We start from the raw sequence: 12,319 nt of genomic DNA, 5'->3' as shown, positions 1-12,319 counted from the left end.
ATATATAATAAACTTAAGATTACTATTTATTATCATACTTACGCTTTGCGCAGCATTCTAGAGAAGAATGTAACGATTAAAATAAAGACGATTGCACCTAATAACGCTGGAAGAACAAAAATGCCTCCCCATTCAGGACCCCAATGACCAAATAACGCACTACCTACCCAAGATCCGATTAATCCGGCAATCACGTTACCAACTATACCTAACGGAAAGTCTTTTCCTGTAATCATTCCAGCTAACGCACCAATAAGTCCACCTACAATACACGTAATAATAAGTCCCACAATTAAACCTCCTATATTCGTTTTATATTGAATTCATCAAGCTTTAGTATGTAACTAAAGCTTAATGAACATATATTATTCTTTATTATCCAATTCATTACTTATCTTTTGTTTCACTTTTCCGACTTTTTCTTTTATCGTTCCCTTCGTTTTTTCCCACTTACCTTCATTTTTCAACTCTCTATCTTCTGTAACTTCACCAATTCCTTCTTTTACTTGTCCTTTTTTCTTTTCAACTTTACCTTTAACTTGTTCTTTTAGTCCGTTCTCACTCATATTTACAATCTCCTTTTCGTAATAGATTTATAGATTTAAAGGACACAAATTTAAATAGAATACATGCATCTTCTTTCTTGTAACCATTCACCGACTCTTTCTAAATCCTTAACGAATAACAAGATTTTCCCTTCATCCAGTTTTTCTTCATAAAAGTTCGCTTCTTCCTCATTAAGCCCTAACTCTTGCATTTTATTTCTTAACTGATCTCCTGTTTTTTGAAAGACGTTAATAATGCTTGTCCCAAGTCCCTCCTCTTTTATCCCAATTGTATTCACGTCTGCATTGTCCGCAATTCTATCTGTCCTATCTTTCTCATGCGTTAATACGTAAATATCTTTTTGGTCTATTCCTTTTTTCACGAGATCATTCGCCGCATTCATGACCTCTTTCTCCGTAATAAATTCATATACAAAAGGTTTACTATACTTCGTTTCCATCTTTAACTTCCTCCTTTAAAATGAATTATTTGTTATATTATATGTAGTACACCCATTTTCGAAATGTTAAACATAAAATATGAAAAAAGTTATGTGAATTTTGATTTTAATAGAGAATGAACATCATCATTTACCACTTTAAAACATCTTCTCCTTACAATAACTACCTAAATTAACAGAAAATTGTTATAATTAAACTTAAGGAGGGATACTATGAAAAAAATCATATCTATATGCGCTCTAACCGCTTTATCTTTCACTTTAATAGGTTGTACAAGTACCTCGGCTACAGATAAAGCTTCACAAGTTAAGCAAGAATATAAACAAAATACCTTTCAATTAAATTCTGCTAATATTACAGACATTGAAATACTGAAAACAACAAATCATACTACTTCCAAATCTCAAACAGACAACGAAAAAATGATACAATCTATCGTTTCAGCAGTCCAAAAAGGCACTCCTAAACAAATCACACTAGATCAAAAAAAGAGAGAATCTGCACATTCTACTATTACTGTTACATATAAAGATGACTCAAAAGAAGAATTTCTTGTGTGGGCTGATAATAAGGAGCAAATTTCGATTGCTAAAGATGAGAAGAAAGATAAGGTAGAAGGTGTGATAGTGAATATTAAAGATGCTAAAATAATGAAGGATTTCTTTTAAAATTCTAATTAACGTTAAAAAAAAGTAGGATTACATCCTACTCTTTTTTTAATCATGCTCAATAAATAGACCTTTATAAAATCTATTTAAGGTCTAATTTTGCTAAATCATGTTGTAAAACATTGTTTCCTTCTTGTGGGTTAAATACGATTGCACTAAGACCAAAAACATTCGTAACAACATCTCTATCTTTCGGACGAATGATTCTTACTTCATAAGCAAAAAGTGCTGGAGGAAGAGCTGCTGAACGAAAAGTAACATATCGATTAGGTGGCAATGTTTGTGTTGAAGGGTCTATTAATGGTAACAATACCGGAGAACCAGATGACCAATCAAACATTTCAACTGTTACTCTACGAGTATCATCTGGATCAACATTCATAGCTTCAACAGTAAGAAATAACGTAGCGGAATGTCTACGTAATACACCCGTTGACAAAGTTTCATTGTGATGTTTATGACATCTTCCAGGAGGATGACCATAGCCATAGCTCATATCAATTCCCCCCTTTCATTTACAATTAAGGACAAGTATTCCTTATAATATATAATGCTAGTATTATTTTAATGAAAGGTATAAAAGCGGATTTCTATCTATTCGCTCTTAAAGAATAATATGGATTCTCCTGTTTTTCCTTTGAACTCCTGCTAAGAATAAATATATTTTGAAAAGGACCTGCTCCATTTATTCGTAAAAAGCATAAAGTAAATGGAATCCGTTAAAACACATGAGTGAACCTTTGTTTTTCTCCTCCTATTTAAAGGAGGAACTGTTATGGGCTTTGGTGGTAGTTGTGGCGGCTGTGGCTTCGCTGGAGGATTTGCTTTATTAGTTGTATTGTTTATTTTATTAATCATCGTTGGAGCTGCTTGCTTCTGCTAAAAACTATCGAAAGGACACTCACGTGAGTGTCCTTTCTTCATGAAAAAAGCCCTACGTAATGTGCAGAGGTTCAAGTGTAACGAATACTTTAAAAATGTAGTATTACATTCCCCCCTCCAAAATGAACTTCGATGCTATAAATTTCGTTTAAGTGCAATCTTAATATTTTAGTTTAATAGCAATATGGTGAAACTTTATTCCAAACAATATTGCTATTGCACCAAAGTAAAACAAACTGGACAACCTAGATTTCAAAAGGAAGACACCTTAAAGGTTGTCTTTTCTTTATAAGTAAAAAAAGCCCGCCTATTTCCGTAGGCGGGCTTTATCTTTATTACACAATATGAAAGTATACTCTCTTTTTCTTTGAAATTTTATGTAATTATACATATTCATGAAAATAGAAGAAGTGAAATTGTACGTTTAGATACAGTTTGGCAACAAACTAACTGTTTTCTTGTGCATTAATAGACAACTACTGCAAGAGTTATAGTTTTTATGTTTTCATTTCCTTTTTGCATTTCTCTTTTAATTAGACGAATGCTTTTTTTAGTACATAATAAAAAATATCCAGAAAAACTGTCACAAAATCCGTTTTTCTGGTTTCTCTATAATACAGGTATCAAATTGAAAGTGAGGTTTAAACGAACATGTTAACCATAGAAAATGAAGAAAGTCATGCTTCTGATATGACCTTTGAAGATTTATTTAAGCAGTACTATGCTTACGCTGTGAAACAAATCATCTGGATCGTTAAAGATCAATCTATCGCTGAAGAGTTAGCACAAGAAGTATTTTTACAATTATATCGTAGTGATTGGAAAGGGATTGAAAACATACCTGGATGGTTGATTAAATCTTCTACTTATGTAGCCTATAACCATTTTCGATCTGAAAAAAGGCAGCAAGCGAAGATTGATAAAGAAATACAATACCATGAAGTACAAAATGTTTCATCATTAGACGATGATTGGATAAGAAAAGAAGAAATTACAAAGGTCCAAACAATACTAAATAAAATGAATGATCGAGAACGAACCCTTTTACTAATGAAATTCTCTGGTTTTCAATATAAAGAAATTGCAGAAGTACTTCAAATTGAAATATCTTCTATTGGAACATTATTGGTCCGAGCCAAAATGAAATTTCGCAAGATTTATAAACAAATGGAGGAGGCATAACAAATGAAATGTTATGATATCGGGTTTATTCAAACATATATTGATGGAGAACTTTCTCATGATATAAGAAAGGAATTCACAAAACACCTAGATACATGTGAAGCATGCCAAGATTTATTAATAGAAATTAGTAAATTAAATCAATGGGAAAACGTAATGCTAGATGAAGAATCTGCAAATTCACCACAAGAAATCAAAATTGATATAGAACAAGCATGGAAAACATTTGAAAGTCGTTCCAAGTTAGACAATGTTTCTAATATAAATCACAAAAAACAACAAAAGAAGGGACTCTTTACAAACATGAGTAAAAAATCAAAACGTTTTATTTATACAGCAGTAGCTGCAGCAGCACTTTTCACAACAGCAATGATTCCACAAGTACAAGTGGCGGCTACAAATGTTGCCTCGTATTTTTCTAATGCAGTTACAAACGATAAGGTTGTAAATGAAGGAATAAAAGATGAAAATGGTATCACACAAGATATGATGAAGAATGGTAAATATATTCCTATTGATGAAAAAATTACAGATCAAGGTATTACTGTACATCTCAAAGAAGTATTTATCGCAGATTCACGTATATCAGTTCATTATAGAATGGAAAAAGCGGACGGAAGTTTAGTACCATTTGAATTTGATACATCAGGATTAGATCTTGAGAATGATGGTAAAATTAATGGGCAACAAGAGGAAAACCCTGAGATTAAAAATGACGGGAGACTATCATTTATCCATGATTCAGATGATTATCTTCCTTTTGAACTTATGGCAGCAGGTAAAAAGTTAGATAAAATAGGCATTCGTGATAATGATAGACCTGAAGGTGTTGCTACATTTGTTATAACTACTGAAGAAAAAGACGTTTTTAAACAGCCTCTTACTTTAGACGTAAATATAACTAGAATTGGAAAAGTAATTGGTTCTTGGAAAGCTCAAATTCCAATTGATACTTCACATTTGAAAAATAATACGAATTAACATGAAAAAAAGAATAGAACAATATGTATCTAATTCTCAGTTTATATGTTTCCTTGTTTTCGTTACATTTATTTCTTATATAGTTTTTATTTTATCTTTTATTTATGATTTAAGTTTATAACCTTAAATCAATCATTTAAAACCATTACTAGAAAAAGATCTCTAAAAAAGTGGGGAAATAAATAACCGATTTCTTAACATATAAGGAATCGGTTATTTTGTATTTAAAATGCGTCTAGACATACAATTTTCTTTTTTGATATAGTGACCTCCAATACATCATTGTCCTTCTCTAATCTCATATCTATTTTAAGAAGAGTCATTTACAAATTCAAAAAACCCTCAAAGCAGCTACTTTAAGGGGATTTCTCCTATCATCTTCTCTCTTCATACAATCGATTTGCTTTATACGAGCAAACGAAAAACATACATGTCGCAACGGGGATAAATATCAAAAAAAGTCCTCTCATTAATGCAAATGGCGTTTCAAATAAGAATGACCATAGAAATGATGCACCTTGCTTATCCCATAATCCTGGCGTCAAGTATAGTTCTTTCGGATTTACAAAGGCTCCTAAATTCATTGTATTACTATACATAAATAAAAATAATATCGGCAAATAACAGATCGCTAATTCTAAAAATGTTTTAGATAGACGCTTATACTTCCCTGCTCGTGACATTGGATCTGAAAAAATGTCATCTTCACTTTCTTCATCTACCTTTTTAAAATATTGCGTACCTGACCACCGATTACCAGCTATATGCTCCCAACCACTATCTTCAAATAATGTGCAGTAATTAATAAAATCACTTTTTCTACTAAATACTCTATGGTCTATTTTAATCGTCGCATCTTCCGGTTCTGTATATCTAAATGTATAACCAAATGTATTGCTTTCTAGTTGATAGCCTTTCCAAGCCATCTCTTCTAACCATTTTTCCTCTTTCTCAAAGTCTAAAAAGAATTTTAATCTCCACATCATCGTTTCCTCCTAACTATACGTGTAATAAACTTTTTGTAACCGCAATAATGTGCTGCATTCTCATAAAATCTAAATGCAATACTTCTTTCCCGCGTTCCGTAATGACATACACTTTTCTTCTTTTATCTTCACTTTTTACCGATTCTATTAACCCTTGTTTTAATAAATTTTCCACCGCACCATACAATGTACCCGCTGCGATTTTCACTTGATGATTACTCAGTTCCTCCACCTTTTGCATAATTAAATATCCATGAGCTGGCTCTAATAAAGCTAAAAGAACGTAATACGTTGTTTCCGTTAATGGTAAATTTTTATCTCTATTCATAAAGACCTCCAATGTAACGATAACTATATAGCTAAACTATATAGTTAAACTGTATAGTTTAATTTTATACAGTCAAACTGTATATGTCAAATGTAGGAATAACTTTATAACCCAAAACAAAAACGCTACCTTTTTAAAAGATAGCGTTTTTGTTTTACCCTTGCTTATTCTTCGCCTTCATTTGCTCTTCAAGAGATTTTTTTTCAGTTTCTAACACACTCATATCACTTTTCAACTTTTGCGTTTCTTCAAAATGTTCATCTACTAATTTATTATATTCTTTCTCAGAGTACATTTTTTCACTGGTTGATGTCGTTTTCTCTTTCGTAACAACTACATTAATAATTACAAATAAGGCTACAATTCCTAATAACACAGCGAAAATCTTCTTTTTATTCATGATTAATCCTCTAAAATGTAAAATTCCAAAAATTATCATAACAGACCAATTCGCTTTCACCTGTCATATTTTGTCGAATCAATATAATAAAAAAAGCATCTGAAACAGATGCTTTTTCTCATTCTTAATACGTAAACGTAATCGTCACTAAAGAATACCCTTCTTTCGCATTGTAAGGCTCCGCTTTATAAGAAACACGGTTGGACCCTTGCGGATAACCGATTTCCCCAATTGCATTTTTCACATCTTGCAGAGCACCGTTCATTGATTGCTTATAAAGTACTTCTATCTTTTCTGGTTTTGCACTATAGCGTTGCTGCATTTTATTTTTTAATTCAGTATAGTTATTTGCAATATATTCATTTCCTAGATAGTTTAACTTTGTATCTTTTAATATTTGCTGATATGCAGGCGTTTTCTTACTACCTGCCGCAATTTTATTTGTCAGTGTACTATAATAGTTTGTTGTCGCTTGCGGATAGTCTCCGCGGTTCCACTCATGATTTCTTGCGATTTGTTCATCTGATAAATTGAAATACGAATACGTTACGCGGCCCTGCTCATCTGGAACCGGATCATCGAATGTTGTATCAAGGTGATACCATTTGTTTTCGATTTTTACTAAATTCCAAGCATGAGGTTGTCCGTCCCCAGTTCCTGTCACGAAATGATTTTCAATTCCTGCTTCTTTTAATAATTGATAAGTTAATAGTGCGTAACCTTGGCAAACCGCAGAACGATTTACAAGTGCTTCATATGCTGTGTAAGCTTTATAAGACGTATCATAAGAAACATGCTTTACTACGTAATCATGAATCGCCTTCACTTTTTCATGATCATCCATTCCAACTTGAGTAATAGAAGAAACGATTGCTTTCGCTTGTTTCATGACATATTCCGTCTGTTCTTTCGTTTCACGATATGTAATCTTAAGCGTAAACGTATAATTTCCAGGTGATCCAGAAAGCCCATATGAAACATTCGATCTATTATTATTTGTATACTCATTTTTACTTGCCACTTCTTTATATGCGTTAAAAAGTGTATTCATCACTTCGTTTGTATTATTATTTTTCGTTTTATATGGCAATGTAATATTTGTCTCGTATGTATTAATACGCTTTTGTACTTCCTCTTTAAACACTGTTAATAATGCCGCATCTCCTGTATCTTTCACATCAGCATTTTTATACTTCAAAGTTTTATATAAAAACTGCGCATACTGTTCACGTGTTACTGTGCCATACGGTTCAAAATTCCCGTTCCCTGTGCCATCTGCGATTCCATTTGACTGCACCGCACTAATTGCATTTTCTGCCCAAAATGGATTTGGAACATCCTTAAAGGTATGTTTTTGTTTTGCCGCAAGATGGAAAGCATTCGTAAGAATTTGTGCCATTTCCGCACGATTCACAGAAGCTTTCGGTCTAAATTGGCCATTTTCATCACCTTTAAAAACTCCTAAATTCGTTAAAGTTAATACCTCTTCTGGGAACATTGTAGAATTTTGATTAATATCACCGTAAGGATTTTTAAACGTAGATCCATCCTTTAATACGTAACGAGTTCCATCATTACTAAACGAACCGCCTTGTTTATTCGGTACTAACACTCGATAAATTAAAGCCGCAACTTGCTCCCTTGTCGCAACATCTCCAAAACCAAATATCCCATTTCCATAACCAGAAATAATATTCTTACTTGCTAAATCTTTAATCGCAGGATATGACCAATGTGATGTCGGCACATCAGAAAAAACACCCACTTCAGCAGCTTTCACATCACTGCCATTTGTATATAACAACGCACCACCAATAAGTGATAATGATGTAATTGATTTTAATAGTTTTGTGTACATAATGTCTTCTCCCAATACGTTCTCTATTTTTGTTGGTTTATGTCGAAAAATCTAAAAATATGACAAAATATATTATACAATTAAAAGTTTTTAAGGGATATATTAAATTTTAAAATATGCAAAAATTCATATTGTTATAAGGATTCATAGTAATATTATGTTATTTTACTTGCGAATATATAAATAAAAAAAACGCTCATTTGAGCGTTTCATCTATATACCTAATAATTACTTTTTTCTACACTTCGAACTCTTCTTCTGTAATAATCCTTTGATCTAACAACTCTTTATACTCCAATATTTCTTTAGCCCCACGGCTCTCCATGCGTATATTGTATAACATTTTTGGTATTGACCTTTGCTTGGTCCGTTGAAAGATTTACTCCATTTAGAAATAGTTCTATTGAATTTTTCACCACTAGCCACAAAAATATCTTATAATCTTTATATAATAAATTACAGTATTAGGAGTAGATAAAATGCCAGTTACACTCGAACTTATTCTTTTCATTCTTATAGCAATTAGTGCTGTTGGCTATTTAATAAAAGAATTTCAAAAAACTAGGAAACGAACACTTGGAATTTCACTAGAATTTTTAGTTCTTTTCTGGTCAATATGGAGAATATCAACTCTCATAATCTAATTTATAAAACATGAATTCCTTCGAATGAAGTGAAACTTTAATCAGTGGGAGTTTTATTCATCCCCCACTGATTATTAGTTAAACCAATCGGGATTTTACGGGATAAATTTACCAGTATTTTCACCACAACATTCATGTTAAAATCCCTTGTGAGTACGACATAACTCGACCTTATGAAGCTCCGCAGCTTTTATCGCGGAGCTTTTTTTATTTAAATTAACGCTTTTGTTCACTTTTTTGATACATTTACGAAACATTCATATGTTACGTTATATAAGTCCTTTTTTAAATCATATTCATTCTAGCAAAAAGTCCTAGTCCCCCTAGGACTTTTTGCATTCAAATAATGAGTTGTCTTTTTTCTCAATAACCGAAGCTATTTAACGTGGTAAAATAATAATTGGACTGGCATCCAATACCATATTACAATGGAGCAAATCGCAAGAAGGCACCTTAGAGTGTCTTTTTTGTACATAAAAAAATCTTACCATCTTATAGAAACGATAAGCCCTTTAAAACAATAATTGCAACTATATTAACTTTACATTACATTAAGGTTAGAGAATGTTCTTATATTAATAAAGTGCTAAATAGTAGGTGAAAAAATGAAATTTAACGATTTGGGTATTACCATTAAAGAACTTAGAATTAAAAAAAATATATCACAATCCGACTTATGTCACGGAATATGTTCACAAAGTCAAATTAGTAAGATCGAAAAAGGTGTGATTTATCCATCTAGCATATTGTTATATCAATTATCAGAAAGACTCGGTGTTGATCCAAATAGTATATTTGCACTAACTCAAAACAAGAAATTAAAATATACAGAAAACGTAAAATACGTAATGAGGGATTGCATAAGGCAACATCAATATAAAGAGCTTTATGAAATAGTAACAAGAGAAAAATACACAAATAATTTTCAAACAAAAGAAGATAAACAATTTCTAATATGGCATGAAGCAATTGCTATATATTGTGTGAATAACTCAACAAAAGTGGCTTTAACTCTTTTAAATAATGCACTAAAACTAACTGTAACCAATATTGATTTTTTATCAGAGAGAGAAATAGATATTCTACATACAATGGCTATACTTCATGCAGAAAATAAAGAATACAAAAAAAGTATTACTATCCTTAAAAGATGTTTAAATAATTTTAACAAATTAGATTTTCCTAGAGATAAAGAAATTAAATTGAAAATCATTTATAATTTAGCAAAAAATTTAAGTTACATATATCAATACGAAGAAGCAATAAAATACATTGATAAGGGTATCCAATTAGCTATTAATCTAAATACTTTTTACTTATTGGGTGAACTATACTATGGAAAAGGTTCAAATTTATTAAAGCTTAAACAATATAATGAAGAAGATGTTGCTAATAACATGAAAAAATCATTATTTATATTTGAATTAACAAAAAACGAAAAAAAATTACAAATAATTAAAGAAGAATATTTCGAAAACAAAAATAACCACTCATAATTTCTTAAAAACTACTTATAAAACTCACAGGAAAAATCCCAATAGTTTTTAAACTTAGAACCATATTATTGTTTTAATTCAGAGGAAGGCACCTTAGGATGTCTTTTTTTATTTTTAAAAGGACCTGCTCAATTAATTCTTAAAAACATACTAAGAAACATTGTTTTATTTATCCCATTTTCATTCATGCTATATAAAATTCGTTAATAAATCCACCTCAAACATATTTATATGCATTGGAGTATGTTTGAGGTGGAACTCCTTCAAATACTAGTTCCTTTTATAAGCCGTTTTTTTGATGTAGATGACATTATTCTCAATACAATAGAATGAATTATGGGAACATACTTAGCAATATATATCAAAAAATAATATTAAGAAAACCCCTCCACCTTAAGGTAGAAGGGATCTTCTAATTTCTATTTCAAACTACCTAAAATTTCCGTAAAGATAACCCAAAGCGTATGTGCACCTGCATCTGGATATCCTAAACTTTTTTCACCAACTACCGCTCCTCTGCCGAATGATCTTTCACCGATAGATTGTATGCCGTGAAGTGCTACTTGTAACATTTCAATTCAGATATACGACAGGAAAGAATACATCATCACAGTGTCAGCAAGCAAAAGTGTATTCTGCATTTCTGAAAACAGTAGATGGCAGATTGTGACCTACTGAATCTGCTAAGAAAGAATATACAAGAACATCCTTAACATCCTCTTTATTTCCACTAATGATGACATCAAGGAAATCTTCTACTTGAAATTCTGGAGTAAACAACACAATCTTAGTTGTTCTGTTTGGTTCTAAAGAAACAAAAGTACGAGAGATTTCAACTAATTCATTTTGAGTTGGAAAAAAAGTGTTTCGACTTCTCTTAACAGTTACCGTTACATTACTAGTATGGCAACGTGAATCATTGTTTAACATAATGTTGAGAGCAGTTGGAATAATCCCATTTTCAGAGACTGGAACTCGAAACACTCCAGTAGATTTATGAGCCATATAATCACATCCTTCCAAAATAAAATATATTTACAATATATTAAATGCAAAAAACGTTCATTTTGATATGGACAAATTACATGATTAATATATCTATAATAACCCTCGGTATTACTAAGCCAATGTTTTAAAAGATTAACAAATATCGCGAGAACCAATCGAATGTATATTAAAAGTAAAAAGAATAAGTTGTCTAAAAGATCCCCTATTTTGAGCCAATAATGAGACATTATGTTAATCTTATATGTATAGCTGCACAAAATTGAGAAACTTAAGGAGACAGATAAATTTTATGAGAAAATTATCTATATTACTTACTTTCATTCTAGTATTAGTCAGTATTACGGCTGCTTGCACACAAGATAAAACAGATAGTGCCGTTGAAAATGGTCCAATAGAAGAACCAACCGCAAAAAATGAAAATGAAGAATTAATAAATTTTGAAGAAAAAGAAGAGATAAGCCGCTTGGAACAAGGTATTTTATTAGTTGGTGAGAGTGTTAAGGGAGGCTATTACTTGACCGCTGTTCAAAGTGCATATTTAAATGCTAGCAACGATTCCGTCATTGTTAATGTCTCTGTAAAAAATGTACGAGGTCAAACGATTGGATTATCAGAATTAAAATATAACTTAAAAGATGAAAAAGACGGAAAGATCTATAAAGGAAAGGTGCTTGATCAAAACCCTTCTGATATACAAGTTAAACCAAATGAAACGGTAGAATTGAAAATAGCTTTTGAAGTACCAGGTACCGTAGATGAATATATGTTTTATATTGAAAGCTCTTTAGACCCTCTACAAACATACTGGAAAATTGATAAGCTGCAATCACAAACAAACTAAGTCTAAAATAAGCAAAAAACAATGAAAAATTTAATATA

Annotated in this window: 15 protein-coding genes and 1 pseudogene; 6 read left to right on the top strand and 10 right to left on the bottom strand. The window is 31.4% G+C overall.

Going from position 1 to position 12,319, the window contains the following annotated elements; genetic code table 11:
* Positions 1-38: 38 nt before the first annotated feature.
* The 3 genes from V7S45_RS05015 to V7S45_RS05005 all read right to left on the bottom strand — a co-directional run bounded on the left by V7S45_RS05015 (position 39) and on the right by V7S45_RS05005 (position 1,006).
* Positions 39-290 carry a GlsB/YeaQ/YmgE family stress response membrane protein gene (locus tag V7S45_RS05015; protein ID WP_000522903.1) on the bottom strand — a complete coding sequence of 84 codons (252 nt, stop codon included), beginning with the start codon at positions 288-290 and terminating at the stop codon, positions 39-41.
* 75 nt (positions 291-365) lie between these two features.
* On the bottom strand, positions 366-566 hold the full coding sequence (locus V7S45_RS05010) for a CsbD family protein (RefSeq protein WP_342761682.1): 201 nt from the start codon (positions 564-566) through the stop codon (positions 366-368).
* 50 nt (positions 567-616) lie between these two features.
* Positions 617-1,006, bottom strand: coding sequence for a general stress protein (locus tag V7S45_RS05005; RefSeq protein ID WP_000448802.1), 390 nt, complete (start codon positions 1,004-1,006; stop codon positions 617-619).
* Positions 1,007-1,219: 213 nt separating this feature from the next.
* Between V7S45_RS05005 and V7S45_RS05000 the strand changes: the two genes are divergently transcribed.
* Entirely contained in the window at positions 1,220-1,675 is a 456-nt protein-coding gene (locus tag V7S45_RS05000; RefSeq protein WP_342761681.1) for a hypothetical protein, read from the top strand.
* Between the two features lie 82 nt (positions 1,676-1,757).
* Here V7S45_RS05000 and V7S45_RS04995 read toward each other — a convergent pair whose 3' ends face one another.
* Positions 1,758-2,171 carry a hypothetical protein gene (locus tag V7S45_RS04995; protein WP_000120204.1) on the bottom strand — a complete coding sequence of 138 codons (414 nt, stop codon included), beginning with the start codon at positions 2,169-2,171 and terminating at the stop codon, positions 1,758-1,760.
* A gap of 279 nt (positions 2,172-2,450) precedes the next feature.
* Between V7S45_RS04995 and V7S45_RS04990 the strand changes: the two genes are divergently transcribed.
* The 3 genes from V7S45_RS04990 (at position 2,451) to V7S45_RS04980 (ending at position 4,720) form a co-directional block, all read left to right on the top strand.
* On the top strand, positions 2,451-2,558 hold the full coding sequence (locus V7S45_RS04990) for a YjcZ family sporulation protein (protein WP_000505670.1): 108 nt from the start codon (positions 2,451-2,453) through the stop codon (positions 2,556-2,558).
* A 650-nt stretch (positions 2,559-3,208) separates the two neighbouring features.
* A complete protein-coding gene (locus V7S45_RS04985; RefSeq protein WP_000955505.1) occupies positions 3,209-3,739 on the top strand; it encodes an RNA polymerase sigma factor SigX in 531 nt (176 codons plus the stop codon).
* A 3-nt stretch (positions 3,740-3,742) separates the two neighbouring features.
* Complete coding sequence (locus V7S45_RS04980) at positions 3,743-4,720, top strand: DUF4179 domain-containing protein (protein ID WP_098022793.1); 978 nt, start codon at positions 3,743-3,745, stop codon at positions 4,718-4,720.
* Positions 4,721-5,094: 374 nt separating this feature from the next.
* On the opposite strand, the gene V7S45_RS04975 is transcribed toward V7S45_RS04980, so the two are convergent.
* The 4 genes and pseudogenes from V7S45_RS04975 to V7S45_RS04960 form a co-directional block, all read right to left on the bottom strand.
* Positions 5,095-5,706 carry a DUF2812 domain-containing protein gene (locus V7S45_RS04975; protein ID WP_002060866.1) on the bottom strand — a complete coding sequence of 204 codons (612 nt, stop codon included), beginning with the start codon at positions 5,704-5,706 and terminating at the stop codon, positions 5,095-5,097.
* A gap of 13 nt (positions 5,707-5,719) precedes the next feature.
* The gene (locus tag V7S45_RS04970) at positions 5,720-6,034 is read right to left on the bottom strand and encodes a PadR family transcriptional regulator (RefSeq protein ID WP_001078063.1); all 315 of its coding nucleotides are present in this window, start codon (positions 6,032-6,034) and stop codon (positions 5,720-5,722) included.
* 175 nt (positions 6,035-6,209) lie between these two features.
* Positions 6,210-6,434, bottom strand: a pseudogene (locus V7S45_RS04965) (hypothetical protein); the annotation flags it as partial.
* A gap of 124 nt (positions 6,435-6,558) precedes the next feature.
* Positions 6,559-8,292 (bottom strand): S-layer homology domain-containing protein, encoded by a 1,734-nt coding sequence (locus tag V7S45_RS04960; protein WP_342761680.1) that lies wholly within the window; start codon positions 8,290-8,292, stop codon positions 6,559-6,561.
* Between the two features lie 1,249 nt (positions 8,293-9,541).
* Between V7S45_RS04960 and V7S45_RS04955 the strand changes: the two genes are divergently transcribed.
* Complete coding sequence (locus V7S45_RS04955; protein ID WP_342761679.1) at positions 9,542-10,432, top strand: helix-turn-helix domain-containing protein; 891 nt, start codon at positions 9,542-9,544, stop codon at positions 10,430-10,432.
* A gap of 419 nt (positions 10,433-10,851) precedes the next feature.
* On the opposite strand, the gene V7S45_RS04950 is transcribed toward V7S45_RS04955, so the two are convergent.
* Positions 10,852-11,004 (bottom strand): DAK2 domain-containing protein, encoded by a 153-nt coding sequence (locus tag V7S45_RS04950; RefSeq protein ID WP_000942238.1) that lies wholly within the window; start codon positions 11,002-11,004, stop codon positions 10,852-10,854.
* Between the two features lie 43 nt (positions 11,005-11,047).
* Positions 11,048-11,437, bottom strand: coding sequence for a hypothetical protein (locus tag V7S45_RS04945; RefSeq protein WP_000940662.1), 390 nt, complete (start codon positions 11,435-11,437; stop codon positions 11,048-11,050).
* A 292-nt stretch (positions 11,438-11,729) separates the two neighbouring features.
* On the opposite strand from V7S45_RS04945, the gene V7S45_RS04940 reads away from it, so the two are divergent.
* Positions 11,730-12,281: a DUF4352 domain-containing protein gene (locus V7S45_RS04940; RefSeq protein ID WP_242554808.1), complete on the top strand. Its 552-nt coding sequence runs from the start codon at positions 11,730-11,732 to the stop codon at positions 12,279-12,281.
* Positions 12,282-12,319: the final 38 nt, after the last annotated feature.

The sequence above is a fragment of the Bacillus sp. BR3(2024) genome (assembly GCF_039134555.1).
Classification (GTDB): Bacteria; Bacillota; Bacilli; order Bacillales; family Bacillaceae_G; genus Bacillus_A; species Bacillus_A cereus.
This window is presented reverse-complemented; position numbering and strand designations above follow the sequence as displayed.